Below are 26,207 nucleotides of genomic sequence, written 5' to 3'. Positions count from 1 at the left end.
CAGCCTCCGGCAAACCCGGTGCGGTTCACCGTGAGAACGGTGTGAACCTGGTAAGGCACGGCTTCAAGCATATGCTGAAGGAATTCCCAGGCTGTCTTCATGTCGGCTCTATCGACGAGTTGGGTCACGGCGAACTTGCTCGTGCGGTCGATGCCGACGAACAAATATTGCTTACCTTCAGCTGTCTGCACCTCAGCTATGTCGATGTGGAAGAAGCCGATCGGGTAGCGTTTGAATTCCGGCCGCTTCGGCTTGTCACTCTCCATATCAGGCAAGCGCGAGATGCCATGTCGCTGCAGACAGCTGATGGCGTCAGGTGGGGGATCGAAGGCTGCAGAGCGTAGAGACAATCGTCTAAGGGCAGAAGTGTATGACGTCTGAACGCAACGATCATCGCCTCCCCGGCCTCGGACAAAGCTGTCGAACGGAGCTCTGCCGGCCCTGTCTTCATGTCTTCGGCCGTCGGGCGCTTGCGCCACTTCGCAACGGTCTTGGGGTTAATCCCCAGTTCGCGGCCCAACTGCGCGAACGAAGCTTGCGATCGCTGTATTGTTGTATTGTTGTTCGGACAGCGTGCGTGATCGTGGCGCTGCCATGGCGAATTTGTCCCATAGGGCATCCTTCCATTCCAAAGAAAAGATCGCACCATCAAACTGTGGGATCAAACACCTACGGTCAGGACTCATAACCAGCAAATGACGGTAGCTGCCAGGGCGAAGGCGGAGAGAGACAGGATGGGGCAGCGATCGTAGCGGGTTGCGATCCGACGCCAGCCCTTCAACCTGGCGAACATGTTCTCGACCTTGTGGCGTTGGCGGCAGAGGTCGGCGTTGTGTGGGATCGGAACATTCCGGGCTTTCCGGGGCGGGATGCAGGGTGAAATGCCTATTCCGATCAGTTCGTTACGGAACCATGCGGCGTCATATTCCCGGTCAGCCAGCAATGAGGCCGCCTGCGAGAGCAGCGCCCGCGCACCGATGTAGTCCGGGGTCTGGTCTGCCGACAGAAACAGCCTGATCGCGCGACCCTTGGCATTGGCCAGAACATGCAACTTCGAGTTCAGCCAGCCCTGGGAGCGCCCGATCAGCCGTCCGCGTCCCTCTTTTGGAGCGCCAGGCTCAACGCCGTCCGGTGCGTTTTCAGATGTGTCGCATCGATCATCATCATATCGGTTTCCTGCGCCTGCCCGCCAGTTCGGTCATGCTGGTAGCGAACACTCCCATTCGGCTCCAGCACTTCCAGCGGTTGTAGAGCGTCTTCGCGGGACCAGAGGCGGCAGGTGCGTGTTTCCGCATCAACCCGTTGCGCTGAATAAAGATCATACCGCTCAGCACGCGTCAGTCGTCAAAGCGAGACCTGCCTCGTGACTTTGGAAAAAACTGTCGCAGACGCTCCATCTGCTCATCGGTCAACCAGTATGATCCCTCCCTTAGGTGGAAACGTGAATCACAGCATAGCACGCTCATCAGCCGCGTTTACGGGGCCTGACCTTAGGGCCAAAGGCCGAGGCAGGCTGCACGGTTACAAAACCTGCAAGCCCGCGCCGGGCGGATACGGCAAGCCGGGTCGCGCTGCATCTCCAGGCCCGGCGCAGCCGCCAGGCAGTTCGTTCTATCCCTCGGCCGCCCTTTTGCAGCACCCATCGTGCGGGTGCCGCACCGGGCCTTTCAGCTCTGCCTGTTTAGCCCGGGTTTCTGTTGGGCAGATCAGTGCCGGATCACGCTCATCGGTGAAAAAAGGCTGACGACATGTTCCAGCGAAACAATGTCATCCTCGCTCCAGCCGACGCGAGACAGGCACTGGCGACTTGCCCCGGTGCCAGAAAGACCGTGGAGAATCTGCCAGACATGTTCCAGCGCTGCCGCGACACGGTCATTCAGCCTTTCGCGCAGACGATCCCCGACCCGGTAACGGTCAAGCGGCATAGTACTGGCAAGGCGATGCGCCTCGGCCAGAACCGCCTGGCTCAGATCACCGACGCGCTCGCCCGTGTCATTATGGCTGTCGGCCAACAGACCAACATATTTTGCCTGATGGACGTTTCCGGTCAGGATTGAGGCGAAGGCAGCAACGGCCCGGCGCTCCCAAAGGCTGAAAACCCCGGGGTCGGCGGGCGAAAGCAGGGCCGCGGCCGACGGCCGGCGGCGCGGTCGCACATCACCCCGGTCCCGGGTCAGCAGACGGCTGCCAAGCTTTCTCAGCTGCGCCAGAACGCCGTGATGGCCCGCAAGCTCATCCACAACGGGCGAATGGTGTTCGAAACCCATGCGGGGGCCGAGGTCGAATTCGAGGACATCGGAAATTCGACGCGATGGGGCACGCTCGGTGATCTTCATATACACGGCCGCAACCTCCTGCTGCTTTCGTCTGCATGCAGGCTAACCCGAAAAGGATTAAAAAACGATGAAATTGGTCGTTTTAAATTTCCTTCCGCACGACTTAATTATTCCCGCATCGCAAACTCTACGGGAAATTTCTTCTGCAACGCGAAAGGAAAGGCCGGCTCACAGGATTGACCGCGAATCCGGGGGCCGACTCTGTGCGTTACGGCTTGCGGGCCAGCATGGCGCGCAGTTGCGTGGGGAATAGCTGCAACAGCAAAGTCTCGGTCACCGCCTCATCCCCCTTGGCCACAAAGGCGCGCAGGTCGATGGGGCTGTCGTCGCGCCCGACCAGCTCTTCCGGGCCGCCAAAGCCCAGATCGAACATGGCCCGCCAGGCCGACTGGCCAACGATGGGATAGACCGCATCATTCGAAACCACCCCGCGCGAGCTGGTGATGTTGAAATAGGGCTTGTCGCCCGCCCCAAGGTCATGAGGAGTAAAATCGCAGACAATTTTAACCGTATCCTGCGGGCGCGGTTGTCCCGGCACGCCCCCCGCGCCCAGTCGGACGGCGGTGAACTGGCCGGTGCTGCCGGTCAGCGGGCTGTCCTTGAGCCAGGACAGGGTATAACTAAGCTCATGACTGTCGCCCGGTTTGACCGCCCCGGCGGGCTGCCAGAAGGCGACGATATTGTCGTGAATCTCATCATCGGTGCTGATCTCGACCAAGGTGACGGTGCCCTGACCCCAATCCTGCCCCGGCACGACCCAGGCGCCGGCGCGACGGTCGTAGAATACGCCATCATCCTGATATTGCTCAAAATCCCTTTCGCGCTGCATCAGGCCAAACCCTTTGACCGAGGGCGCGCTGAACGTGTTCACCATCGTATGGGGCGGGTTGTTCAACGGCCGCCAGATGCGCTCTCCGCTGCCCGTCAGAATTTCCAGCCCGTCTGAATCATGTACCTCTGGCCGCCAGTCGGGCGAGACATGGGGGGTATTCTTGGCAAACCAAAACATCGAGGTCAGCGGCGCAAGGCCCAGACGTTCAACCGTGTCGCGCATAAAGATGCGGGCGGTCACGTCCTGCACCACCCCGTCGCCCCGGCGCGAAACGATGCGATAGGCCCCGGTGGCACGCGGACTGTCAAGCAGCGCATAGGCGGTCAGGCCGTTTTCGTTCTCGGGCTCAAGCCAGAACTGGGTAAACATGGGAAATTCCTCGGGGCCGCCGGCAATAGCGGTGTCGATCGCCAGCCCCCGCGCCGAAAGGCCGAATTGCCCGCTATAGCCCGAGGTTCGCCAATAGGACGCGCCAAGGAACGCCATCCAGTCGATCCCGGTCTTGGCGTCCATGGCGCTGAACCCGGCAAACCCTTCGGTACGGACCAGTCGCCTGGCGGGGTTGTCCTCGGGGATGTCAAAGAAATCGACCGAGAAGGGGATTTCGCGGGCCATACCGTCCTCGACCGTATGAAGGCGGACGGGCTGTTTGAAATAGCGGCCGGGAAAGAAAAAACGCACCTGCGAAGGGCTGGGCTTGTCGCCCCACAACGCCCGCTCTTTGCGAAAGCGGATCTCGTTGTGGCGGTCGTAATCGACCTCTTCAAGGATATCCGCCTCTTCGACCACCGGAGGCTGATAGTCGTGTTCGGCAAGCTCGCGCGCCTGCCCGGTCAGCCACTCAAACGAAAAAGGGACGGGCTCACCGCCGTCGGCCCCATCGGCCGCACGGGCGAGCTGTGGCAATAGAAAGAAGGCGCCGCCTCCTAGAGCGGCCTGCAAAAGAGTGCGGCGGGCGATTTGGGACGAATGCATGATGCTCCGGGGGTGGGCGAGTCGGTCGGGCAGTATCCAGCAGCAATATAAACGTTTTTTCAACTGGTTGAACGTATATCGGCCGGGGGCTGCCATTCTTGTTAGCGTTATCGGCATTTTGCTGCCGGCAGGCGGCGCAACAAGGGGCATCCCGGCCATCCACATGGACGGGACGGTCTCGACTCTGCGGATTTTCATGGATAGGCTGGAATGATGTTGTTCTGCGCGCCGTCATCTCAGGCCCGGTATTACGCCGGTGTGCTGCTATTCCGCTCTCTGCCCCCGGCAGAGCGGCGTTTGCGCTGATCTCTCGCCCCGGGGGCTTTCCGATCCCACCCATCCTGATCTTCGGCCGGCCATGACCGGGCGATCCCTGTGCATGACAATCAATCGAGGACGAAACATGACCAGAACCTCTCACCCGCCGGTTATCATCGCCAGCGAAACGCTGGAGCGGCTCGAGCGGCTGGCCGAGGCCGCAATGGCGCGCAACCCGGACCTCGCCGACCGGCTGCTGACCGAGCTGTCGCGTGCCAAGGTCCTGCCGCTTGAGCGCCTGCCCGAGGATGTGGCGGCAATCGGCAGCAGTGTTACCTTTCGCGATGAAACCATGGGCCGCGATCAGACCGTTGTCCTGACCTGGCCCGAGGATGCCGATATCGCCCAGGGGCGTGCCTCAGTCCTGACCCCGATTGGCGTCGCGCTGATCGGGCTGAAGGCGGGCGCGCAGTTCTCGTGGGATACCCGCGCGGGCGAGACGCGCGAAATGACGATCCTGTCGGTCAGCCGCGCCGATCCGGTGACCCCGGCGGCGTGACGCCCCGTGGCTGACGGTTCTGCTGAAACGTGGCACTGTCACCTTTCGGTCATGCTGGCGGGCTAAAGGGGGCGCCGAAAGCGGCCCCGCCCTTTGGGCCGCCCAAGCAGCCAGGAGCGTCTGATGACCGAGCAAAAGCCTTCCCGTCACCTATTCCGCACCAGCCAGCTGGAGGAAGCCGACGGCCCCGGCCATAACCCCACCGCCAACCCGACCATGGGCGAGATCATCGCAGCCCGCTTTTCGCGTCGCGGCTTTCTGCGTGGCTCGCTTGCCGCCACGGCCATTTCGGCGACCGTAAGCCCCCTGGCCCTGCTGGCCGCCGATGAGGCGCGCGCCGAAGGCACGGTCGAAGGCTCGGCCTTTGACTTCCCCGAGGTCGAGGCCGGAGTCGATGCCAATCACCACGTTGCCCAGGGCTATGACGCCGATGTCCTGCTGCGCTGGGGCGACAAGGTTTTTGCCGATGCGCCCGAATTCGATCCCAAGAACCAGTCCGAGGCAGCGCAGGAACGCCAGTTCGGCTATAACAACGACTTCGTCGGCTTCATCCCGCTTGAGGGTGCCGATGACCGCGGCCTGTTGGTCGTCAACCACGAATACACCAATGAACATCTGATGTTCCCCGGTATCGTCACCCTCAAGGATGGCGAGATCTCGGTTGCCGATGCCACCGAGGATCGGGTGAATATCGAAATGGCAGCCCATGGCGGCACCATTATCGAGATCCGCCGCGTGGACGGCAAATGGCAGCCGGTGCTGGAAGGCGCGCTGAACCGCCGCATCACCGCCAAGACTCCGATGCAGATCAGTGGCCCCGCCGCCGGCCATCCACGCCTGCAGACCGTTGCTGATCCGACCGGCACCAAGGTGCTTGGCACGATCAACAACTGTGCCGGCGGTGTCACGCCCTGGGGCACCTACATCATGGCCGAAGAGAACATCCACGGCTATTTCATGGGCGCCCTGCCCGAAGGTCACGCCGAGGCCCGCAACTATGAACGTATGGGCATCCCCGAGGAAAGCTATGCCTGGGGCAAGTTCCATGACCGTTTCGACATCTCGAAAGAACCAAACGAGCCCAACCGCTTTGGCTGGATCGTCGAAGTCGATGTGATGGACCCGAATTCGGTGCCCAGGAAACGCACGGCGCTTGGCCGTTTCAAGCACGAGGGGGCGGAAAGCGCGCTGGCCCCTGATGGGCGCGTTGTCTTCTATCTCGGCGATGATGAGCGATTCGACTATGTCTACAAGTTCGTGACCAGCGGCCGCTATAACCCCGATGACCGCGCCGCCAATATGGACCTGCTGGATGAGGGCACGCTGTATGTCGCCCGTTTCCACGAGGATGGCTCGCTTGAGTGGCTGCCTCTGACCTATGGCGAGGGGCCGTTGACCGCCGGGAACGGCTTTGAAAGCCAGGCCGATGTGCTGATCGAGACCCGCCGTGCCGCCGACCTGCTGGGCGCAACCCCGATGGACCGCCCCGAGGATATCCAGCCCAATCCCGAAACCGGTCGCGCCTATGTCATGCTGACCAACAACACCAAGCGCAAAGAGGTAAACGCCGCCAACCCCCGCGCCGAGAATGCCTTTGGCCATATCATCGAGATCATCGAGGATGGCGGCGATCTGGCTGCGACCAAGGGTCGGTGGGAGATCGTGGTGAAATGCGGCGACCCTTCGATTGCCGAGGTCGGCGCCACCTTCTCGACCGCGACGACCGAAAACGGCTGGTTCGGCATGCCCGACAACTGCGCCGTCGATGCCGAGGGGCGGCTGTGGGTTTCCACCGATGGCAACTCGCCCTCGGACACCGGGCGCACCGACGGTCTGTGGGCGGTGGATGTTGACGGACCGGCGCGCGGCACCTCGCGGCTGTTCTATCGCGTGCCCGTCGGGGCCGAGCTTTGCGGCCCCTGCCCGACGCCCGATCTGACGACCTTCTTTGTCGCGGTCCAGCACCCCGGCGACGGCGGCGAGGATTGGGAGGGTCACGGCCGCCCGTCCTATTACGAGGACCTCTCGACCCGCTGGCCGGATTTCCGCGATGACATGCCGGTCCGCCCGGCAGTTGTCGCCATCAGCAAACAGGGCGGCGGCAAGATCGGCTGACCGGCGCAACCAGGGGCGGCCGCTTTACGGCGGTCGCCATCCCGCCTGTTACTGGTTGATCTCTGGCTCGACCAGCCGCTTGAGCTTGTGCAGCGAATCCTGCCAGCCCAGATAACAGGCCTCGGCAGGGATCAGGTCGGGAACACCGTCTTGTTCCACATGCATCTCGGTCCCGACGGTGACCGGCGTCAGCACCACCGTTACCCGCATTTCCCCCGGCATGGCCGGGTCGTCGAAACCGTCAGTATAGACCAGTCTCTCGCCCGGAACGAGTTCAAGATAGGTGCCGCCAAAGGAATGGCTTTGACCGGTGGTAAAGTTGCGAAACGACATCCGGTGCCGCCCGTCGACCCGTGCATCCAGTTCATGCACGGTGCAAAGAAAACCATAGGGCGGCAGCCAGCTTGCGATGGCATCCGGCTCGGTAAAGGCGCGATAGATCTTGTCGGGGCTGGCCGCGATCACACGGTGCAGGCGGATGGTGCTGGGCATCGGTTCTTCCTTTCGTTTAACGGCTAAGCAGGTCACTGTCCCATCGGGGATATTCCAGCTGCATGGCGACAATGTCGGCGGTCGCTTTGTCATAACGCGCCAGAACCGCCTCCAGTGCCAGGTCAAGAGCTTGCAGGGGCGGTCCCTTTGGCAAGGTGATGCGGCTCTGTTGCGGCCAGTCAGGGGCGGCAAGATCGGGAATGACCCGGATACCACCCCGGGTCGGCACCGGATCGGTGGTCTTTGCATAGCTTTGGACGCGCGACAGATATGTGCGCGACCAGATATCGGCGGCAAACGCCAAGGCCAGCTCATCCATACCCGGGGTCAGCCGCAGCCCAAGGCTTTCCCGCCGCCACAGGGACAGGCGGTTTTTCAGAACCGTTGTGGCAAAAGGCCGGGTCAGTTGAAACGCGCCGCTTGCATGGCGGGCATCCCACGGCAGCACACCAAGCTCGCGCGCTAAGGCATCGGCCCGCCCGGAACCGGCAATCGCCTGCACCATGGCCAGCGCCGTCGGCACCGAGGCAGTAATTCCGGTCGTCGTCACCACGCCCCGATCAGCAACCATCCTGCGATCCGGCACATATTGAATGGTCGGGCTGCGCGACAACAGCGTGTCCAGATAATACCAATGCGTAGTGGCCCTTCGACCATTCAGCAGACCCGCCGCCGCAACCACCTTAGCCCCCGCACAGACGCCGATGATTGTCGCCCCCTTTCTGGCCTGTTGGCGCAGCCAGTCCAGAATTGCGGGGTCGTCATCAACACGCATGGCAGGGACGATCACATAATCCGCACCGCCAGGATATGCGGCGTCAAACCCGGCAAAGGTCGCGTCCGGTTGAACCCGCAACGCCGGATATAGCTGTACCGGACCGGGGGCGGCGGCAAGCAGGCGAACCTCAGCCACATCGGCGCGGCGCAGGATGCTTGCAGGCAGCAGGTAATCGGTAGTCTCGGTCCCTGCATTCAGCCCCGGTACGGCGATGACGGGCCGGGCGCGACGGGGCTCTAGCGTCGTCAGCAGCGCGTCGACCTCGGCCTGTGGCACCGGCGTGGCGGTCAGCGCGGATGGGGTGCCGGGCAGGCTGGCCATCCAGACACCAAACCCCGCCAGCGCCAGAAGCGCGAGCGCAATCACGGCGTAAAGCATGCGGGCTCTGGTCATGGCGGGTCCTCCCTCCGCCCTGGGGACGCCTTTGATCCAGCCTAGCAGGCCGGGCGCATGGGACAAACAGGATCTGGGTCAGGGCAGCGCCGGCCCGCCGTTCTGGGGCAGCGGGGCCATCTGCCTTTCAACGCGTACCGACTGGACATGGCGCAGCTTTTCGGGCTCTTCGCCCTCGATGCGGCGCAAAAGGAAACCTGCCATCAGATAGCCTGTCTCGACCAGATCTTCGTAAAAGCTGCTGATTCGCGGGCGGATCATGTCAAAAACGCCCGAAGTCTGTTTCACCGCCAGATGCACATCCTGCCCCGGCCGCAGCCCCGCATCATGGATCGCGGCCATGGCGGCAAGACCCGAAATCTCGCCCGGCAGGACCAGCCCATCCGGCGGATCAGGGCCGCGCAGGATCTTGCCGATCACCGCCGCAAAGGCCCCGCCCTCGGTATCCAGCGTGACCCCCGGCAGCACCCGCCCCGCCGTGCCAGTCGCCACCCGAAACCCTTCGAGCAGATGGCCGCCAAAGGTAAAGCGCGGATCAGGCAACAAGATTGCGGGACGCCGCGCCCCTGCCTCAAGAAGCGACAGCGCCGCGCAGCGGGCGAATTCGTGATTGTCGAAATCGACAAAGGGATGGACAAAGGGCAGCTCGGTCCGGCCATGGCTGACAAAGGGAAAGCGGATCTCGGTCAGATAGCGCACCCGGATGTCCTGCGGCTCGGTACGCGAAAAAATCACCCCGTCGGCAAGACGGTTGCGCACGATCTTGCGAATCAGCCCGTCGCGCTGGCCCTCGAAATCGGGCAGCACCAACAGGTGATACGAGGTACCGTGCAGCGCGCGGGTGATGCCCCGGATGATCGAGGTGCTGAAACCCAGAACCTCATCATGCGGGTTCAGGACCAGAATGATCGTGCCCGTCCGCCCGGTGCGCAGGCTGCGCGCGGCCCGGTCGGGCGTATAGCCCAGCTGCTCGGCCGTGGCCCGCACCTTTTCCCGTGTTTCGCGCGCGATCAGGGGATCGTCTGACAGGGCGCGCGATACCGTTCCCAGCGACACGCCCAGATGGCTGGCGATGGTGCGCAGGGTCGGTCTGGGCCGCACGTCCTTTCCCGTCATTGTGTTCCTCCTTGCCCGGGCGGGCGTCCTCCATCTGCGCCCTTTACCCCTTGCCTGCAATGCCGCATCCGCCCTCTGGCGCGACAGAGGGTCATGATAGCAGGGCTTTGCCGATGACGTCACGCATGAGGAGTGCTTGACTCGCAATAATTTAAAACGTTAAAAATTTTGCACCGGAACTTCCGGTCAAGGGAGGTAATCATGCTCAAGCAAATGCTTCGGGGCGTCGCCCCGATCGCGGTCATGGCGGGCCTGGCCACGCCGGTCATGGCTGAGGATGTCGAGGTTTTGCACTGGTGGACTGCGGGTGGTGAGGCTGCGGCGCTGAACGTGCTCAAGGAAGATCTGGCTGCCAAGGGCATTGGGTGGGTGGATATGCCTGTTGCGGGCGGCGGGGGCGAGGCCGCGATGACCGCGCTGCGCGCCCGTGTAACCGCCGGTGATCCGCCGACCGCGGTGCAGATGCTGGGCTTTGACATTCAGGACTGGGCGGCCGAGGGCGCGCTTGGCAACCTCGACGAAGTTGCTGCCGCCGAAGGCTGGGACAAAGTGATCCCCGAGGCGCTGCAGCGTTTCTCGAAATACGACGGCCACTGGATTGCCGCCCCGGTGAACGTGCATTCGACGAACTGGGTCTGGATCAGCAAACCCGCACTGGAGGCGACCGGCCTGGGCGAGCCGACCTCGTGGGATGAACTGGTCGCCGTTCTGGACAAGATGAAGGAAAACGGGATCACCCCCGTCGCGCATGGCGGTCAGCCCTGGCAGGATGCCACTATCTTTGATGCGCTGCTGCTGGCCGAAGGACCCGAGTTCTACAAGGCGGCCTTTGTCGATCTGGACCCCGAGGCGCTTGGCGGCGCCAAAATGGCGTCGGCCTTTGACCGGCTGATCAAGCTGCGCGGCTATATGGATGACAACTTTTCGGGCCGCGACTGGAACCTGGCCTCTGCCATGGTCATCAATGGCGAGGCCGGGATGCAATTCATGGGCGACTGGGCCAAGGGGGAATTTCTGAAAGCCGGCAAGGTGCCGGGCACCGATTTCGTCTGCACCCGCTTCCCCGGTACACAGGGTTCGGTCACCTTCAATTCGGACCAGTTCGCCATGTTCAACGTCAAGAGCGAGGGCGAGCTTGAGGCGCAAAAGGCCATGGCTTCGGCCATAGAAAGCCCTGCATTCCAGGCGGCTTTCAACACCGTCAAGGGCTCGGTCCCTGCCCGTACCGACGTGCCTGACACCGATTTCGACGATTGCGGCAAAAAGGGCATGAAGGATCTGGCCGAAGCCAGCGCGAATGGCACGCTGTTTGGCTCGATGGCGCATGGCCATGGCGCGCCGACCGCGGTGAAAAACGCCACCTATGACGTCATCACCGCCGCGCTGAACGGCGAATATGCCGATGGCGCAACCGCTGCAAAGGCTTTGGCCGACGCGGTCGCCGCTGCCCAGTAAACACCATCCATGGACGGAAGGCGGTGCGCCGCCTTCCCTTCGCGCGCCCGGTTCAAGGCGCATTCCAACACCGACAGGAACACGACCGCGCCAGCCAAGCGCGGCAGGAGGAATGGCATGTCTCCGCCGACTTCTGCGGATTTCCGCACCCGCTTGCAGGACTGGCTTCCCCGGCTGGTGCTGGCCCCGTCCTTTGCCACGACCCTGATCTTTGTTTACGGGTTTATCCTTTTCACGGTGCTGCTGTCGTTTACCGGGTCAAAGATGCTGCCGAACTGGTCCTTTATCGGGCTGGATAACTATGTCCGGCTGTTCAAGCTTCAGCACTGGCATATCGCGCTGAAAAACATCGCCGTTTTTGCATCGCTTTACATCGTGATCTGCACGGCGATCGGCCTCGCTCTGGCGATCTTTCTGGATCAGAAGATCCGGGGCGAGGGGATGTTGCGCCCGATCTATCTTTATCCGATGGCGCTGTCTTTCATCGTCACCGGGACGGCCTGGAAATGGTTCCTCGACCCCGGGATCGGGCTTGAACATGTCATGCACCTGTGGGGCTGGGAAAGCTTCAGCTTTGGCTGGATCAAGAACAGCAACATGGCGATCTATTGCATCGTCATTGCGGCGGTCTGGCAGACCTCGGGCTTTGTCATGGCGATGTTTCTGGCCGGGCTGCGCGGGATCGACAATGAGATCCTGAAGGCCGCCCAGATCGACGGCGCCTCGAACTGGCAGCTTTACCGGCGCATCGTCATTCCGCTTTTGCGGCCCGCATTCCTGTCGGCCTTCGTGATCCTCAGCCACCTTGCGATCAAAAGCTACGACCTGGTCGTGGCACTGACGGGCGGAGGTCCCGGCCGAGCGACCGAGATGCCGGCGACATTCATGTACTCCTATACCTTCACCCGCAACCAGATGGGCGTGGGCGCAGCCTCGGCGGTGATCATGCTGATGACCATCGCAGCGATCATGGTGCCCTATCTTTATGCCGAACTAAGGGAGAAACGCTGATGTCCGCGATCCGCCACGAGACTGCCGTCTCGACCGGCCGCACGGCACGGGTGTTTCTGTATCTGGTGCTGGTGCTTTTTGCGCTGTTCTACCTGCTGCCGCTTTACGTCATGGGCGTCAACTCGGTCAAACCCCTGCCCGAGATCACCGGCGGGAACATGATGGCCCTGCCCAGGGCCTGGACGCTTGAGCCATGGCGCGCGGCCTGGTCCAGCGCCCAGATCGGGGTGCAGCCGACCGGCCTTAAGCCCTATTTTCTGAACTCGATCCTGATGGTGGTGCCTGCCGTGTCCATCTCGACCATCGTCGGGGCGCTGAACGGCTATATTCTGACCAAATGGCGCTTTCGCGGTGCGGACTGGGTCTTTGGGCTGATGCTGTTTTCCTGCTTTATCCCGTTCCAGATCGTGCTGATCCCGATGGCGCTGATCCTTGGCAAGCTGGGACTTGCAGGCAGCATCCCGGGGCTTGTCCTTGTCCATGTGGTCTACGGCATCGGCTTTACCACGCTGTATTTCCGTAACTATTACGCCGCCTTCCCGACCGAGCTTGTGCGCGCGGCGATGATCGACGGGGCAGGGTTTTTCCGCATCTTCTGGCGTATTCTGCTGCCCGTTTCCGGCCCGATCGCGGTGGTTTCGGTGATCTGGCAATTCACCAATATCTGGAACGACTTTCTGTTCGGCGCCTCATTCGGGGGCACCTCGCAGCCGATGACAGTGGCGCTCAACAACCTCGTGCAATCCTCGACCGGGGTTAAGGAATACAACGTCCATTTCGCCGCCGCGATCCTCGCGGCCCTGCCGACGCTGGCCGTCTATGTAGTGGCGGGGCGCTATTTCGTGCGTGGCCTGATGGCCGGTTCAGTCAAGGGATAAGAGCCATGGGCTTTCTGGAAATCCGCAATACCACCAAATCCTATGGCTCGGTCGAGATCCTGCACGATATCGACATCAGCGTCGAAGAGGGCGAATTCCTCGTGCTGGTCGGCCCCTCGGGCTGCGGCAAATCCACGCTGCTGAACATGATCGCCGGGCTTGAGGACATCACCTCAGGCGAAATCAGCATCAAGGGCCGGGTGATGAACGGCGTTCACCCGTCGAAACGCAACATCGCCATGGTGTTCCAAAGCTATGCGCTTTACCCCAACATGACGGTTGGCCAGAACATCACCTTCGGTCTTGAAATGCACGGCACCCCCAGGGCCGAGCGGGAAAAGGCGCTGGCCGAGGTCGCCAGGCTTTTGCAGATCGACCACCTGCTTGACCGCAAGCCGGGCCAGCTTTCGGGCGGCCAGCGTCAGCGCGTCGCCATGGGCCGGGCGCTGGTGCGCGACCCCGATGTGTTCCTGTTCGACGAGCCTTTGTCGAACCTGGACGCCAAGCTGCGCGTCGACATGCGCACCGAGATCAAGAAGCTGCACCAGAAGCTGAAGACGACCATCGTCTATGTGACCCATGACCAGATCGAGGCGATGACGCTCTCGACCCGGATCGCGGTGATGTATCAGGGTTATGTCCAGCAGCTCGGCACGCCGAAAGAGATCTATGACACGCCCGCCAATGTCTTTGTGGCGACCTTCATGGGGTCTCCGGCGATGAATATCATCCCGGCGCATGTGGTGATGCGCGAAGACGTTCCCCATGCGAAAATCACCGACGCTGATGGCAATGAGGTTCTTTTGCGCTTCAGCCAGCCGAACCTTGCTGAATGGGACGGTCGCGAGATCCTGCTGGGCATCCGCCCCGAGGCGATGACCGATCCCGAAGGCGCCGACCGGCAGTCCGCGAACATCCAGACCCTGACCAACCGCGTCAGCGTGACCGAGCCGGCGGGTTCGGACACATTTGTCACCATGGTCCTGGGCGGCAAAGAGGTCGTCGCACGGATGCGCGCCGATGCGCTGGTCCGACCGGGACAAAGCTTCGACTTCGCCGCCAACATGGAAAAAGCCATCGCCTTCGACCCAAAAACAGAAAAACGGATCGCGCCGTAACGGACGCTGCCTCATTCCCGAATGCCCCACAGAGATGACAAGGACCGACATGCCCGCCAACGCCCTGCCGCAGGACGACACCGACCAATCCCCGTGGCTAAAGGACCCGCGCCATCGCGACTGGCTGCTGGCCGATGCGCGGCGGCAGTTTCAGTTCTTTGACGCCAGCGTGAACCCCAAAGGCGGGTTCTTTACCCTTGATCTTGACGGCCGCCCCCTGCCCGACCGGCTGCAAGAGCTGCATACGACAACAAGGCTGATCCACTCTTACGCATTGGGGATGCGGCTGGGCCAACCCGGCGCAGACAAGATCGTCGATCAGGGCATGCGCTATCTGTGGTCCCATCACCGCGACCCCGTCCATGGCGGCTATGTCTGGGGGGTCAAGGACGATGCCGTCGCCGACGGGCGCAAGCTGGCCTATGGACATGTCTTTGTGCTGCTTGCTGCCTCAAGCGCGCTGGAGGTCGGTCATCCCGATGCGAGAAGGCTGTATGAGGACGTCAGCGAGGTACTTGAGCAGCACTTCTGGGAAGAGGACCCCGGCCTGTTCTGCGACGAATGGAATCGCGACTGGACGCCGTTTTCCAGCTATCGCGGCATGAACGCCAATATGCACGGGGTCGAGGCGCTGCTGGCCGCCCATGAGGCCACAAATGATGCACAGCCCCTTGCCCGCGCCGGCCGCATCCTTGAGATGTTCACCCAGCGGATGGCCGCGACGCATGGCTGGCGCATCCCCGAACACTACACCGCATCATGGCTGGTCGATCCCGATTATGCGGGCGACCCGATGTTTCGCCCTTCAGGCACGACCCCTGGCCATTCCTGCGAATTCGGGCGGCTGTTGCTGCAATGGTGGGATCTTTCGGGCCGGCCTCAGGGTGACGCGCCTGAACGCGCCCGCCGCCTGATCGCCCGCGCGCTGTCCGATGCCTGGGATAAGGCGCGGGGCGGTATGGTCTATACGCTGGACCTTGACGGGAAGGTGGCGATTGACGCGCGCTACTGGTGGCCGGTGACCGAGGCGATCGGGGCGCTTTCCATGCTGATCAAGCTGGACCCGCGCCCCGAAGATGAGCTTTGGTATCGCCGCCTGTGGCGCTTTGCCGATGAAAAGCTGATCGACCACCGCCGCGGCGGCTGGTTCCCCGAGCTTGATGGAAACGACCGTCCGGCAATGACCCAGTTCAAGGGTAAGCCCGACATCTATCACTCCGTGCAAGCAGCCCTGTTTCCGCTGACGCCGGGCCTGTCCCGTCACATGCACGAACTTGGGGCGCTATAACTGCAGGGGCTGGGGCTAAGTTCTGTTTGTCGCGCTAAGCCCCAGCGAAATAGCGATCCGGGCGGCATCGGCGCGGTTGTTGATCCCAAGCTTGCGGTACAGCTCTTTGATGTAATGGCTGACCGTGTGTTCGGAAATCTCAAGCCGCGCGGCGATGGCTCCGGTTCGCGCGCCCTGCCCCAAAAGCGACAGCACCTGCTCTTCGCGCCGTGACAGGTGAACGTCCAGAGGTTCACCCAGCGGCACCATGCCTTCGCGCAGGCGATGGGCAAAGGCCAGCGTATTCTCGATCTTGAGATGCAGCAGATCCAGATCGACCGGCTTGGTCAGGTAATCGACCGCCCCGGCACGCAGCCCCTCCAGATGAGGTTCGCGGTCCGACAGTGCGGTCAGAAAGATGAAAGCCGTCGTTTCGGCCAGTCTGTCACCGTCGCGCAGGTCGTTCAAAAGCTCAAACCCGCTGCGCCCGGGCAGCATCACATCGCATAGGACAATGTCGGGACGGTACTCGGCCAGAATCGCCTCGGCCTCGTCGCTGTTCGTCGCTGTCAGGACGTTATGCCCTTTGGACGACAGCTCTTCTTGCAATTCCTCAAGGAGGAACTCTTCATCCTCGACACAAAGAATGGTCGCTGGTATGCGACTCCGCCCCATCCGCCTGACCCCCCGCAGCAGGCACGGCAATGATGAACTCGGACCCCTCGCCCACCTGCGAAGTAAAGGTTACTTCGCCACCGTGTAGCGAGACTATATCACGCACAAGACTAAGGCCAACCCCGACTCCGGGCAGGCGATGCACATTTGGCGCACGGTAAAACTTGTCGAACACGACCGCCTGCGCCTCGTGCGGGATACCGACGCCGCTGTCTTTCACCCGGCACAGAACGCGGCCGTTCCTGCACGATGTCTCAAGCCGGACCGGAGCGGGGGCTTCAGAGTATTTGATCGCGTTTGACAGCAGGTTCAGCACCGCTTGTTCAAGCAGCACCGGGTCGGCGTCAATCAGCAGCGCCGTTTCGGCCAGCGATACCTCAATCCGGCGCGCAGGGTTCGCCTGCCGGATCTGATCGGCAGCAACTGCGGCGATTTCGTTGAAATCTATCAGGCGGCGGGACAGCGAGATGTCCTTGCCCTCGACACTGGCCGAGGCAAGAAAGCTGCTCAGCAACCGCTCAAGCCGCTCGGCTGCGTCAAGGATACGGCTGAACTTGCGCCGCAGCGCATCCGAAAGCGGCGCCGAATCGTCACGCAACTGGCGCTGCGCGATCATGTGAATGATCGACACCGGGGTGCGGAACTGGTGCGAGACGGTGACGATAAAGCTGCGATAGACGTCCTTGGCGCGGCGCTCGACCTCCAGCGCCTCTTGCAGCTCGAAGGTGCGGGCGATGACGGTTTTTTTCCAGCTCTGCGCGATGGGCCTGCAATTCCTGTTGCGCACGTATTGATCGCCGCATGTTGCGCCACAACAGGCCGGCCATGACCACGCCCGAAACAAAGGTGCCAAGCGCAGCGAAGCTTAGCAGTTGAAACATACGCTGCAGGGATTCCCGGCGGGCCTGACGCTCGATCCGCTCTTTCAGGACCAGGGCATTGGTGATGTCGCGCAGGATCGACGACAGCGCGGAGAAACGCGGAATCAGTGTCCCGATCTCCGCAAGGTCAAAGTCGCTGGCCGAGATGACCGCGTCGATGTCGTCCAGCATCGCCTTGACCTCGGTCACCTGCGGGCCCGCACCGATGGAACGGAAATATTCGAACTGCGGCCTGTCGGTCATCAGCGCGATGCGGCTGTAGAGAATGTCAAACCGCAGCATCACCTCGTCGTAGTCGGCTTTCAGCCCATAGCGATAGAGGGTGACCAACATGTTCTGGGCCTCGCGGTCCGCCTGAGTCGCGACCCACATGTTGCCTTCGGTGATCTCGCTGCGGAATGCGCGGTCGATATTGACGATCTGCGTCAGAGAATAGATGAACAGCACCACGAAGCTTGCAATGGTCACCAGCGCGAAATGGGAACCGCGCAGGCGCATCACAGCACGATGATCTCGGACAGTTGCCAGATCCAGCGTTCGTCAACGACGGCGTTTTGCAGCTCGAGGTACTGGTCGCGGGGATAGATCAGCCACAACGGGCCCTTGTCGCGCACCCGCATCAGCTTGCCATTCATCTCGCGCGCGATGATGAGGTTGTAATCCCAGGCGTCGCTGGCAGGAACCACAATGCCAAAATCGTTCAGCGCCTTCATCAGCAGGTTGCGGCTGATCAGGTCCGAACGGGTCATGCCGCCCTGGGTCAGCACGTCCTTTAACCGGGGACCCCGAAAGGTCTGGACGCCGTCTGTCCAGCGCGTTCGGGTCGCAATCTCATGCCAGGCCAGATCGGCAATATCCTGTTCGGAAAGCTCTCGCACCTTGCCGGCAGGTTCGGTGATGGTCAGCATCGGCCGGTTTTCGGATGCGCGCAGCGGCGATCCGGGCAAAAGAGCTGCCGCAGCACCGGAAAGAATAACGGATCTTCTGCTGGGACGCGGCGCGGGCGGGTGATGCATTCGAGCCATCTCCGAAGCCAGGAACATAACAGATGAAGATATGGCATGCGCGGGTCGGGGTACAACCCACGCATGCCATTTCATCACATTCGGCACCAAAGGCCGACACTCATTACGGCAATGACTATCTAAAATAGCGTCCCGCCGGTTTGCTCGTGTAAATGACACGACCTGAGCAGGCAGGATCATCTCTGCCAGTTGTTCGCGCATCTCGCTATTCCCCAAAATAGGGGGGTGCGCGTTCGCAATCGGCGTGATTCCGCCACTGAGGCAGCAAACAGGGGCAGGCTCGGCACCGCCTAGATCATTCGCGCGCCCGTCGGGTCGTATAGCGGCTTAAGGCTGGCCCTGGCGGTGACCGGGCGGCCCGCAACCTCGATCTGCCAAACCGAGCCAAGCAGCTCTGCCACGCTTTCATCCCCGCAGCAGGGCACATAGCCAAGGCCGACCGCCGCGCCAAGCGCATGACCATAAGCCCCCGAGGTCAGTTGCCCGACGATACGCCCGTTGCGCAGGATCGGCTCATTATGGAACAACAGCGGCTCGGGGTCGCACAGGCAGAACTGCAAAAGCCGGCGCGACAACCCCTCATCGCGTTTGCGCAAAACCGCCTCGCGCCCGATGAAATCGCCTTTGCCAGTCTTGACGGCAAAACCCAGTCCCGCCTCCAGCACATGATCTTCGTCAGTGATGTCGTGACCGAAATGGCGATAGGCTTTTTCGATCCGGCAGCTGTCCATCGCATGTAACCCGCAAAGACGCAGGCCCAGATCCTCGCCTGCGTCGGTCAGCTCTTCAAAGACATGGGCGGCCTGATCGGCGCTGACGTAAACTTCCCAACCCAGTTCACCGACATATGAGATGCGATGGGCGCGGGCGAGACCAAGGCCGATCTCAATTTCACGCGCAGTGCCAAAGGGATGGGCAGCGTCCGAAAAATCGTCGGGCGAGACGCGGGACATAAGGGCACGGGCGCGCGGCCCCATGACCAGCAGCACCGCCTCCGCCGCACTCATATCGGTGATCGTCACCCATGCCTCACCCAGATGCCGACGCAGCCAGGCAAGGTCACGTTGCAGGGTCGCCCCGGGCACGACCAGCAGAAAGGCCGTTTCGGACAGGCGCGTCACCGTCAGATCGCTTTCGATACAGCCCCGCGCGTTCAGCATCTGCGTATAGACAATGCGGCCCGGCGCGACGTCCAGATCATTGCCGCAAAGCCGCTGCAAAAACGCCAGCGCATCGCGACCCTCGACCCGGATCTTGCCAAAGCTGGACATGTCGATCAGCCCGACGCCCTCGCGCAGCGCCATATGCTCATCCCGCTGATTGGGAAACCAGTTCTGGCGACCCCAGGAATAACGATATTCGCGCAGCTCTCCGGGGCGCGCGAACCAGTTCGCCCGCTCCCACCCCGAGACCTCGCCAAAGACCGCGCCGCGCGCCTTCAGATGTTCATGCAGGGGTGAGCGGCGCAACCCGCGCGCCGTCTCGACCTGCCGATAGGGGTAATGATCGGCATAAAGCAGGCCCAAGGTCTCGCTGACCCGTTCACGCAGATAGCGGCGATTGCGCTGAAAGGGCTGGGCGCGACGGATGTCCACCTCCCACAGGTCAAAGGGGGGTTCGCCCTTATCCATCCAAGCCGCCAGCGCCATGCCCGCACCGCCCGACGAAACGATGCCGATCGAATTATAACCCGCCGCGACCCAATAGCCCGCGACCTCGGATGCCGCGCCCAGATAATAGCGGTCGTCGGGGGTAAAGCTTTCGGGACCGTTGAAAAAAGTATGGATCCCCGCTTCGGCCAAAAGCGGCATCCGAGCTACGGCCTTTTCAAGAATCGGTTCGAAATGGTCGAGATCTTCGGGCAGCTGGTCAAAGCAGAAATCCTCGGGGATGCCGGACATGCCCCAGGGCTTGGCCTTTGGTTCGAACGCGCCCAGCAGGATCTTGCCCGCATCCTCTTTGTAATAGGCGCATTCATCGGGAACGCGCAGCACCGGCAGGCGCTCAAGCCCGGGGATCGCCTCGGTGACGATATAGAAATGCTCGCAGGCATGCAGCGGCAAGGTAACGCCGTTCTGCGCGGCAAGATCACGGCCCCACATGCCACCGCAATTGACGACATGGGTGGCGGCGATATGGCCCTGCTCGTCCCCCGCCCGCCAATCGACACCGGTCACACGGCCGCAGTCGGTGGTAACGCGGGTTACCTTGACGCCCTCGATAATGCGGGCGCCACGCGCACGTGCGCCCTTGGCAAGCGCCAGCGCAATATTTGCGGGATCTGCCTGCCCATCGCCGGGCAGATGAACGCCGGATACCACGTCCGACACCTCAAGGTGCGGGTACAAAGCATTGATATCAACAGGTGAAAGCTCGTTCACCTCGACCCCAAAGGCGCGGGCCATCGAGGCCTGACGCAAAAGCTCTTCGCGCCGCGCCTCTGTCAAGGCCACGGTGATCGAGCCGCGTTGCGAAAAACCGGTGGCCAGCCCGGTCTCTGCCTCAAGCCTGCGGTAAAGATCGGCCGAATATTTCGCCAGACGGGTCATATTGCGGCTGGCGCGCAACTGCCCAATCAGCCCGGCAGCATGCCAGGTCGTGCCGCAGGTCAGCTGCCTGCGCTCAAGCAGCACGATATCGGTCCAGCCGCGTTCGGCCAGATGATAGGCGACCGAACAGCCTGAAATACCGCCCCCAATGATGACGACACGGGCAGAGCTGGGAATATCGGGCATGGCGCGGGTCCTCGCAGGGCGAATCCTTTGCGCCAGATTGTCAGCATGATATGAAATTTCAATGCTTGTTTTTCATTTATGTGATGAACGATAGATATTCGATCAAGTATCTGGTCAACAACCCACCAGTCTTTTAGCAATAAACCATGGACAGGATCGGACAGGACATCCGGGCTTTGCGTAAGGCGCGCGGCCTGACCATTGTCGATTGCGCCGCCGCGCTTGAGCGTTCGGTCGGCTGGCTCAGCCAGGTCGAGCGCGGCGTGACCACGCCCTCGGTTCAGGATCTGGGCCGGATCGCGCGGCTGTTTGACCTGAACATCAGCTTCTTTTTCCGCTCGGCCAGCCGCGGACCCGATGAACAGGGTCTGATCGTGCGCGCCGCCGACCGCAGCCGCATCGGCTCGGTCGATACCGGCCTGTCAGAAGAGCTGCTCTCGCCCGGTCTTATGGGGGGGTTCGAAATGATCCGTTCGGTCTTTGCCCCCCACTCAAAAAGTGAGGGCATCCGCCCCGCGCGCGAGAAAGAGGACGGTGGCGTCGTGATCTCGGGCCGGCTGATCCTGAAAATCGACGCGCGCCGGTTCGAGCTTGGGCCCGGCGACAGTTTCCAGTTCAAGGGTGCGGCCTATGCGTGGGAAAACCCCGGCGACGAACCCACCGAGGTGATCTGGATCGTCTCGCCTCCGATCTACTGACGGCTCCGCCCCATCGGCAGGGCTTTGCCGAAATCACTCCCCCATCGCCCGATGGCATGCTTGCGGGACCATTATCAGGCCAGTAACGCGGGAACGAATTCCCTGCCCCGCGCTTATAGGCAGAAGGCATCGTCTTGGAAGGAAAGCATCATGCGTCACCTGTCGCTTCTTTTGGCTGCTCTGGTCGCTGCAGGGCCGGCATGGGCCGAAAACCGTGGCGTGGTGATCGCCAATGCGAATTACCAGAATGCGCCGAAGCTGGCCGATGCCGACGCCAAAGCCGCATCCGAGGCAATGAAGGCAGCAGGATTTCGCACCGTCACCGGGGCCGATCTGGTGGTCAAGGATGTGCGGCAGGCGCTGTCGGATCTGCTGCGGCCCGACGATTCGCCCGGTGCAAGGGTCGTGCTGCTGAACGGGCATTTCCTGCACGGCGGCAGCGACAGCTGGTATATGGGCACCGATGCCAACAAGCCTGATCTGATCGGCGCGGCGGCGCAGGGCGTGCCGCTGTCGATGGTGCTGGATTTGCTAAAGCATGCCCGCCCCGGCGCGGTGCTGCTGCTTGGCGCGGATGAGACGGGGATGGAGCCCGCCACCGGTCTGGAGAGCGGCATCGGCCCCCTGACCCCGCCCGAGGGGGTGACGGTGATCTCGGGTCCTCCAGCGGCGACCAGCGCGGCGGCAGAGGCGCTTTTGCAGCCCGGAGCATCGGTGGACGCAGTGATCCGCGCCGATGACCGGCTGACGCTCGCCGAGGGGGGCAATGCCGATCTGGTGCTGGTCCCGGCCAGCACAGCTACCGACCCCTCGGGCGATCCGCTGGAGACCGACCGCGATCTGTGGGCCAAGGCCGCAGCCGAGGATTCGGCCGATGCCTATCGCAGCTATCTTAGCCAGTACCCCAGCGGGATTTACTCAGCCGCAGCCAAGGCGCGGCTTGATGCGCTGAAAGCGGCGCAGGGCGACCGCGATCTATGGGCGGATGCCGCCGCAGCCAATACGGTCGAGGCTTATGAGAACTATCTTTCCCGCTACCCCCGGGGCGAATTTGCCGAGGCTGCGCAACGCCGCCTGACCGAGCTGCGCCCGCCAGAGCCCGCCCCCGCCCCGGCGCCTGCTCCGCAACCGGTGAAACCGCGTGCGCCTGAAATCCAGCAACCGCGCGAGGTCGAGCCGGTGCGTCAGGCGTCACAGGCGGAACTGGCCGAGAACCGGCTGGGCCTGTCGCGCACGGCACGTATCACCATTCAGCGCCGGCTGAACGTCCTTGGCTATTCGACAGGCGGCGCGGATGGCGTCTTTGGCGCGCGCACCCGCTCGGCCATCCGGGGCTGGCAACAGCGTAACGGCTATCCGGTGACTGGCTATCTGACCTCGGACCAGATCGCGACCATGCGCGCGCAGGCCGGGACACAAACCTCGACACGCGAACAAGAGGACCGCGCTTATTGGCAAAAGACCGGCGCGATCGGCGGGGTCAGAAACCTTCGCGCCTATCTCAATCGCTATCCCGACGGGATCTATGCCGAGAATGCGCGGGCCCGCCTTGCCGCAGCACAGGAACGCGAGACCCTGTCGAGCGATGAGCGCGAGGACCGCGCCTGGAGCCGCGCCCGCCAGATCAACACGGCCGATGCCTATGCCCAGTATCTGCAGGCCTGGCCGCGAGGCGAGCACGCCGCAGAGGCCCGCCAGCGCCGTCAGCGGCTGTTGAACCAGAACCCCCTGGGCACCGGAAACCCCGGGCTGGATCTGATCATCCGCGAACTGGTCAAGTAAGAATCAGTTCAGCATCACCATGGCAAGGAACGGCCCGGTGTCGGTCAGCATGTCCGCAAAACGATCAAAGCTTTCCGGGCTGACGGGCGGGGCGTCGGTGAAATAATCCGCCAGCGCCCAGCCCTGGATCACCCCGTCGACCGGCAGCGGCGCGGGGTTTTCCAGCCATGCGCCAAGGTCGATCCCCAGCGGCGCGCGCCAGAAGATAACGCTGCGCTCACCCTTCAGCAGCGCCTCGCCGTCGGCCAGGACCGCCTGCCATGCCGCACCCGTACCGGGCGGAAAGGCGATGCCCGTGGCCGAGACCTGACGGTCGTTCGGAATCCACTCTCCGGCATTGTCGCTTTCCTGCCCGACCAGCGTCCAGAAACGCCTGTTCTCGGCAATGGTTTGCTGCCAATGGGCACGGGCGGCGCGGGTACGCTTGGCATCAGGCTGACGGCGCAGCATGTCGAAGGCCGCGGCAATAGGGTCGATGGCGCCATCCGCCATGGGCGGCAGCAACATTCCGTCCGGATCTACATTTAGCCGGGCTTTGTCGATCCGTTCGCGCATCGCAAAGACCCTTTGCAGGCTCGGCGTCGGATCAAAGGCCAAAAGCAGCTCTGCCCCGCCCGAAACCAGATGCGTATAGGCCGACAGCCAGGCCGCATCGGCGCGATCAAAGCGGATCACCGGAAGTTCGGAAGCGATCGGCGCGCCCGTTTCCTGATCGAATTCGGTAACGCCGGACCAAAGGACTCCGTCCAGCAACTCGGCCGCGCCCTCGCTCTCGGCGCGTTTGCCGTCGCCATTGATGTCGAACCACAGATCGCGCATCGAGATGGCCAGACCAAAGTCTTCATCAGGGCCGATCCCGGCAAGCGCGGCGCGGCTGCGTTCCATCGCGGCCAGCGTCTGTTCGGTCAGATCGGCCAAAGCCTCAGGCGGCATCGGCTGCGGCTCCATCCCTTCGGGCAGATCGGTGGAAAAACCAAAAATCATCGGGCCAAGGGGGCGGACGCCATAGGTCTCACGCCAGTGCCAGGCGGTTTCGACGGCACCCAGAAATTCCAGCCCGGCGATGGCAAAACGCTCGTCGGCGGTCGGCGACGGCAGGGCGTGCAACCGCTCAAGCACCGGCGCGATGCCCCTTTCGCCGATCTCGCGCGAAAGAGCCGAGGGCTCGACGGGCTGTGGCTCGGCCCATGCAGCACCTAGCGACAGCAGGGTCAGCCCCGCCGCCGTACAGATCGAAACCAGTTTCATGATCGCCCCTCCGCAATGATGTCACGGAACATGGGCGATCAGCCCCGTTCCGACCGAAGTTGTAGCCGCAACGCGAAAAGCGGCGCAAGCCGGGACCCGACACGCGCCGCCTGGGCCGGGCAAGGGCAAGGCCCCAGCCCCTGACCATGTGCCTTATTTCGCCGCCAGCAACTCGGGTACCGACAGCAGGATGAATTCATTATCCGCCGCCTGCCCGATCTGGCGCCCGCCCGAAAATGGCAGGTTGTTGTCGTTGGCCAGCATGATGTGGCTGTCATCGACCCGCGCCACGTCCTCGATGGTAAAGAAGGGGAAGGTGAAATTCCCCTCATCGGGCTTGTGCCCGGGCAAAGCCTTGCCATCGGGGTCAGCAATATCCAGCAGATCGACATGACCGATGCGGCGCAGATAACCTTCGGCGTCGGTGCTGGCGGTATCGACCAATACCACGCGCTTGACCCGCGCGGGCAAAGGATAGCAGGCCGACTGATCCGCCGCGCCCTCAGTGCAGGCGCGGGCGGCGTCGCCTTCGCCATTGTCACGTTCGATTACCAGCGCCCGGGTCTCGTCGATGAAGTTGAAATCCCCGATCGCCGTCGCGCCCTCGGCCAGTTTGAAACGGTAGCTGTCGCCGGTCCAGTCGCCTTTGGCGGTGTCAAAGGTCATCACGCGCAGAAAATCGCCCTCGGGCTGGCCGTCATCAGCCAGCAGCGGCTTTTCGAGCATCGCCCAAAGCAGACCCGAACCCGGCTGCAACGCCATCCCCTCATAACCGCCCGAACGCTGGACACGGAAATCCTTGCCCGGCTGTGCAGGCACGGTCACTCCGGGGGTATCGGGGCCGGCAAGAAGCTCTCCCTCAAGCATGGTACGATGGACCGACAGCACCCGCCCGTCCAGCGCGACCCGCAGGATATGGGGGCCGAATTCGTCGCCGATCCAGATTTCTCCATCAAGATACTGGATGCTTTCGGGGTCGAAATCGGCACCGGTCAGATAGCGGCTTTCGGTCGTCTCATTGGCGATGCGAAAGGGCACCTTGCGGTCGGGATCGCGCAGAAAGACCGTCTCGACCCGTTCAACCCTGCCGGTCTGGAAATCGGGGCGCATACGGTGAAAGAACAGCATCGCATCGGGGCTGTTGACCTTTGAACCAAAGCCGTTGTCGGTCAGGGTGAACCAGCTGCCATCCTCGGCCCGGTTCATGGCAAAGCCCGACATGCCCTGCACCGGCTGGCCGATGAACGGCAGGGAAATCCCGGTTGCATGGCTGCCATAGGTCGGGCCGGTGTCGCCCTCGACCGACATGGGCAGATCGTTGCGCGCGGCCCCGGTAAAGCGTCCCGCCAGCCACAGATCGCGCGGCGCATCGGCGGGCGGTGCGACCAGCGTAAAGGCGGGCAGAACAGCATGACCCGCCAGCCGGGCGGGAAAGCTTTCCTCGGCCTGGGCAGCAGAAGCAAGGGAACAGGCAAGAATGGCAAGGCCAAATCGCATGAGCGGCAATCCTTTTCGCTGTGATACCGCCCCTTTAGGCCCAAGAGATGACAGCAATGCTGCAAGCAGGTGTCAGATCGGTG

Annotated in this window: 21 protein-coding genes and 2 pseudogenes; 9 read left to right on the top strand and 14 right to left on the bottom strand. The window is 62.5% G+C overall.

Translation table 11 applies throughout. The annotated features are described in order from the left end of the window. The 4 genes and pseudogenes from PARACOCCUSGL_RS21485 to PARACOCCUSGL_RS0111745 form a co-directional block, all read right to left on the bottom strand. A pseudogene (locus PARACOCCUSGL_RS21485) lies at nt 1-612 on the bottom strand (IS481 family transposase); the annotation flags it as partial. A gap of 70 nt (nt 613-682) precedes the next feature. Beyond that, a pseudogene (locus PARACOCCUSGL_RS21480) lies at nt 683-1,466 on the bottom strand (IS5 family transposase). Between the two features lie 240 nt (nt 1,467-1,706). Next, nucleotides 1,707-2,342: a hypothetical protein gene (locus tag PARACOCCUSGL_RS21235; RefSeq protein WP_138918339.1), complete on the bottom strand. Its 636-nt coding sequence runs from the start codon at nt 2,340-2,342 to the stop codon at nt 1,707-1,709. A gap of 202 nt (nt 2,343-2,544) precedes the next feature. Continuing rightward, a complete protein-coding gene (locus tag PARACOCCUSGL_RS0111745) occupies nt 2,545-4,143 on the bottom strand; it encodes a glucan biosynthesis protein (RefSeq protein ID WP_029372118.1) in 1,599 nt (532 codons plus the stop codon). A 403-nt stretch (nt 4,144-4,546) separates the two neighbouring features. Between PARACOCCUSGL_RS0111745 and rnk the strand changes: the two genes are divergently transcribed. After that, nucleotides 4,547-4,960: a nucleoside diphosphate kinase regulator gene (rnk, locus tag PARACOCCUSGL_RS0111735; RefSeq protein WP_010396684.1), complete on the top strand. Its 414-nt coding sequence runs from the start codon at nt 4,547-4,549 to the stop codon at nt 4,958-4,960. A gap of 123 nt (nt 4,961-5,083) precedes the next feature. Then, complete coding sequence (locus tag PARACOCCUSGL_RS0111730) at nt 5,084-7,075, top strand: PhoX family phosphatase (RefSeq protein ID WP_010396683.1); 1,992 nt, start codon at nt 5,084-5,086, stop codon at nt 7,073-7,075. Between the two features lie 48 nt (nt 7,076-7,123). Here PARACOCCUSGL_RS0111730 and PARACOCCUSGL_RS0111725 read toward each other — a convergent pair whose 3' ends face one another. The 3 genes from PARACOCCUSGL_RS0111725 to PARACOCCUSGL_RS0111715 all read right to left on the bottom strand — a co-directional run bounded on the left by PARACOCCUSGL_RS0111725 (nt 7,124) and on the right by PARACOCCUSGL_RS0111715 (nt 9,854). Further along, the gene (locus PARACOCCUSGL_RS0111725) at nt 7,124-7,567 is read right to left on the bottom strand and encodes an SRPBCC family protein (RefSeq protein WP_010396680.1); all 444 of its coding nucleotides are present in this window, start codon (nt 7,565-7,567) and stop codon (nt 7,124-7,126) included. Between the two features lie 16 nt (nt 7,568-7,583). Further along, nucleotides 7,584-8,738: a DJ-1/PfpI family protein gene (locus PARACOCCUSGL_RS0111720; protein WP_010396678.1), complete on the bottom strand. Its 1,155-nt coding sequence runs from the start codon at nt 8,736-8,738 to the stop codon at nt 7,584-7,586. 78 nt (nt 8,739-8,816) lie between these two features. Next, the gene (locus PARACOCCUSGL_RS0111715; protein ID WP_010396675.1) at nt 8,817-9,854 is read right to left on the bottom strand and encodes a LacI family transcriptional regulator; all 1,038 of its coding nucleotides are present in this window, start codon (nt 9,852-9,854) and stop codon (nt 8,817-8,819) included. A gap of 201 nt (nt 9,855-10,055) precedes the next feature. Between PARACOCCUSGL_RS0111715 and PARACOCCUSGL_RS0111710 the strand changes: the two genes are divergently transcribed. From PARACOCCUSGL_RS0111710 to PARACOCCUSGL_RS0111690, 5 genes are all read left to right on the top strand, one after another. Beyond that, nucleotides 10,056-11,309, top strand: a complete 1,254-nt coding sequence (locus PARACOCCUSGL_RS0111710; RefSeq protein ID WP_010396673.1) for an ABC transporter substrate-binding protein — start codon at nt 10,056-10,058, stop codon at nt 11,307-11,309. A 117-nt stretch (nt 11,310-11,426) separates the two neighbouring features. Further along, the gene (locus tag PARACOCCUSGL_RS0111705; RefSeq protein WP_010396671.1) at nt 11,427-12,320 is read left to right on the top strand and encodes a carbohydrate ABC transporter permease; all 894 of its coding nucleotides are present in this window, start codon (nt 11,427-11,429) and stop codon (nt 12,318-12,320) included. Further along, the gene (locus PARACOCCUSGL_RS0111700) at nt 12,320-13,198 is read left to right on the top strand and encodes a carbohydrate ABC transporter permease (RefSeq protein WP_010396669.1); all 879 of its coding nucleotides are present in this window, start codon (nt 12,320-12,322) and stop codon (nt 13,196-13,198) included. Before PARACOCCUSGL_RS0111705 ends, PARACOCCUSGL_RS0111700 begins: the two co-directional genes overlap by 1 nt. A 5-nt stretch (nt 13,199-13,203) precedes the next feature. Then, nucleotides 13,204-14,316, top strand: a complete 1,113-nt coding sequence (locus PARACOCCUSGL_RS0111695) for an ABC transporter ATP-binding protein (RefSeq protein WP_010396667.1) — start codon at nt 13,204-13,206, stop codon at nt 14,314-14,316. Between the two features lie 49 nt (nt 14,317-14,365). Then, nucleotides 14,366-15,604, top strand: a complete 1,239-nt coding sequence (locus PARACOCCUSGL_RS0111690; RefSeq protein WP_010396664.1) for an AGE family epimerase/isomerase — start codon at nt 14,366-14,368, stop codon at nt 15,602-15,604. A 15-nt stretch (nt 15,605-15,619) separates the two neighbouring features. Here PARACOCCUSGL_RS0111690 and PARACOCCUSGL_RS0111685 read toward each other — a convergent pair whose 3' ends face one another. The 5 genes from PARACOCCUSGL_RS0111685 to PARACOCCUSGL_RS0111665 form a co-directional block, all read right to left on the bottom strand. Further along, complete coding sequence (locus PARACOCCUSGL_RS0111685; protein WP_029372115.1) at nt 15,620-16,258, bottom strand: response regulator transcription factor; 639 nt, start codon at nt 16,256-16,258, stop codon at nt 15,620-15,622. Beyond that, on the bottom strand, nt 16,212-16,874 hold the full coding sequence (locus PARACOCCUSGL_RS0111680) for a sensor histidine kinase KdpD (RefSeq protein WP_029372113.1): 663 nt from the start codon (nt 16,872-16,874) through the stop codon (nt 16,212-16,214). The genes PARACOCCUSGL_RS0111685 and PARACOCCUSGL_RS0111680 overlap by 47 nt, the downstream gene beginning before the upstream one ends. Further along, complete coding sequence (locus PARACOCCUSGL_RS22430) at nt 16,849-17,637, bottom strand: hypothetical protein (protein ID WP_029372111.1); 789 nt, start codon at nt 17,635-17,637, stop codon at nt 16,849-16,851. The genes PARACOCCUSGL_RS0111680 and PARACOCCUSGL_RS22430 overlap by 26 nt, the downstream gene beginning before the upstream one ends. Continuing rightward, nucleotides 17,637-18,365: a molybdopterin-dependent oxidoreductase gene (locus PARACOCCUSGL_RS0111670; protein WP_237701512.1), complete on the bottom strand. Its 729-nt coding sequence runs from the start codon at nt 18,363-18,365 to the stop codon at nt 17,637-17,639. The genes PARACOCCUSGL_RS22430 and PARACOCCUSGL_RS0111670 overlap by 1 nt, the downstream gene beginning before the upstream one ends. A gap of 89 nt (nt 18,366-18,454) precedes the next feature. Then, on the bottom strand, nt 18,455-20,899 hold the full coding sequence (locus PARACOCCUSGL_RS0111665; RefSeq protein WP_010396657.1) for an FAD-dependent oxidoreductase: 2,445 nt from the start codon (nt 20,897-20,899) through the stop codon (nt 18,455-18,457). 146 nt (nt 20,900-21,045) lie between these two features. On the opposite strand from PARACOCCUSGL_RS0111665, the gene PARACOCCUSGL_RS0111655 reads away from it, so the two are divergent. Together PARACOCCUSGL_RS0111655 and PARACOCCUSGL_RS0111650 are read left to right on the top strand one after the other, a co-directional pair. Further along, a complete protein-coding gene (locus PARACOCCUSGL_RS0111655; protein WP_010396654.1) occupies nt 21,046-21,597 on the top strand; it encodes a helix-turn-helix domain-containing protein in 552 nt (183 codons plus the stop codon). Nucleotides 21,598-21,747: 150 nt separating this feature from the next. Then, complete coding sequence (locus PARACOCCUSGL_RS0111650) at nt 21,748-23,379, top strand: peptidoglycan-binding protein (protein ID WP_010396652.1); 1,632 nt, start codon at nt 21,748-21,750, stop codon at nt 23,377-23,379. Nucleotides 23,380-23,382: 3 nt separating this feature from the next. Here the strand turns inward: PARACOCCUSGL_RS0111650 and PARACOCCUSGL_RS0111645 are convergent, their stop codons facing one another. Together PARACOCCUSGL_RS0111645 and PARACOCCUSGL_RS0111640 are read right to left on the bottom strand one after the other, a co-directional pair. Beyond that, complete coding sequence (locus PARACOCCUSGL_RS0111645) at nt 23,383-24,627, bottom strand: hypothetical protein (RefSeq protein WP_010396650.1); 1,245 nt, start codon at nt 24,625-24,627, stop codon at nt 23,383-23,385. A gap of 153 nt (nt 24,628-24,780) precedes the next feature. Then, nucleotides 24,781-26,124, bottom strand: a complete 1,344-nt coding sequence (locus tag PARACOCCUSGL_RS0111640; RefSeq protein WP_010396648.1) for an esterase-like activity of phytase family protein — start codon at nt 26,122-26,124, stop codon at nt 24,781-24,783. Nucleotides 26,125-26,207 lie beyond the last annotated feature (83 nt).

The sequence above is a fragment of the Paracoccus sp. TRP genome (assembly GCF_000185925.1).
Lineage (GTDB): Bacteria > Pseudomonadota > Alphaproteobacteria > Rhodobacterales > Rhodobacteraceae > Paracoccus > Paracoccus kondratievae.
This window is presented reverse-complemented; position numbering and strand designations above follow the sequence as displayed.

Bases quoted from the DNA above. Each gene is read 5' to 3' on its own strand.
- PARACOCCUSGL_RS0111745 (WP_029372118.1), bottom strand. From the start codon at position 4,143: ATGCATTCGTCCCAAATCGCCCGCCGCACTCTTTTGCAGGCCGCTCTA.
- rnk (WP_010396684.1), top strand. From the start codon at position 4,547: ATGACCAGAACCTCTCACCCGCCGGTTATCATCGCCAGCGAAACGCTG.
- PARACOCCUSGL_RS0111730 (WP_010396683.1), top strand. From the start codon at position 5,084: ATGACCGAGCAAAAGCCTTCCCGTCACCTATTCCGCACCAGCCAGCTG.
- PARACOCCUSGL_RS0111725 (WP_010396680.1), bottom strand. From the start codon at position 7,567: ATGCCCAGCACCATCCGCCTGCACCGTGTGATCGCGGCCAGCCCCGAC.
- PARACOCCUSGL_RS0111720 (WP_010396678.1), bottom strand. From the start codon at position 8,738: ATGACCAGAGCCCGCATGCTTTACGCCGTGATTGCGCTCGCGCTTCTG.
- PARACOCCUSGL_RS0111715 (WP_010396675.1), bottom strand. From the start codon at position 9,854: ATGACGGGAAAGGACGTGCGGCCCAGACCGACCCTGCGCACCATCGCC.
- PARACOCCUSGL_RS0111710 (WP_010396673.1), top strand. From the start codon at position 10,056: ATGCTCAAGCAAATGCTTCGGGGCGTCGCCCCGATCGCGGTCATGGCG.
- PARACOCCUSGL_RS0111705 (WP_010396671.1), top strand. From the start codon at position 11,427: ATGTCTCCGCCGACTTCTGCGGATTTCCGCACCCGCTTGCAGGACTGG.
- PARACOCCUSGL_RS0111700 (WP_010396669.1), top strand. From the start codon at position 12,320: ATGTCCGCGATCCGCCACGAGACTGCCGTCTCGACCGGCCGCACGGCA.
- PARACOCCUSGL_RS0111695 (WP_010396667.1), top strand. From the start codon at position 13,204: ATGGGCTTTCTGGAAATCCGCAATACCACCAAATCCTATGGCTCGGTC.
- PARACOCCUSGL_RS0111690 (WP_010396664.1), top strand. From the start codon at position 14,366: ATGCCCGCCAACGCCCTGCCGCAGGACGACACCGACCAATCCCCGTGG.
- PARACOCCUSGL_RS0111685 (WP_029372115.1), bottom strand. From the start codon at position 16,258: ATGGGGCGGAGTCGCATACCAGCGACCATTCTTTGTGTCGAGGATGAA.
- PARACOCCUSGL_RS0111680 (WP_029372113.1), bottom strand. From the start codon at position 16,874: ATGATCGCGCAGCGCCAGTTGCGTGACGATTCGGCGCCGCTTTCGGAT.
- PARACOCCUSGL_RS22430 (WP_029372111.1), bottom strand. From the start codon at position 17,637: ATGCGCCTGCGCGGTTCCCATTTCGCGCTGGTGACCATTGCAAGCTTC.
- PARACOCCUSGL_RS0111670 (WP_237701512.1), bottom strand. From the start codon at position 18,365: ATGCGCGAACAACTGGCAGAGATGATCCTGCCTGCTCAGGTCGTGTCA.
- PARACOCCUSGL_RS0111665 (WP_010396657.1), bottom strand. From the start codon at position 20,899: ATGCCCGATATTCCCAGCTCTGCCCGTGTCGTCATCATTGGGGGCGGT.
- PARACOCCUSGL_RS0111655 (WP_010396654.1), top strand. From the start codon at position 21,046: ATGGACAGGATCGGACAGGACATCCGGGCTTTGCGTAAGGCGCGCGGC.
- PARACOCCUSGL_RS0111650 (WP_010396652.1), top strand. From the start codon at position 21,748: ATGCGTCACCTGTCGCTTCTTTTGGCTGCTCTGGTCGCTGCAGGGCCG.
- PARACOCCUSGL_RS0111645 (WP_010396650.1), bottom strand. From the start codon at position 24,627: ATGAAACTGGTTTCGATCTGTACGGCGGCGGGGCTGACCCTGCTGTCG.
- PARACOCCUSGL_RS0111640 (WP_010396648.1), bottom strand. From the start codon at position 26,124: ATGCGATTTGGCCTTGCCATTCTTGCCTGTTCCCTTGCTTCTGCTGCC.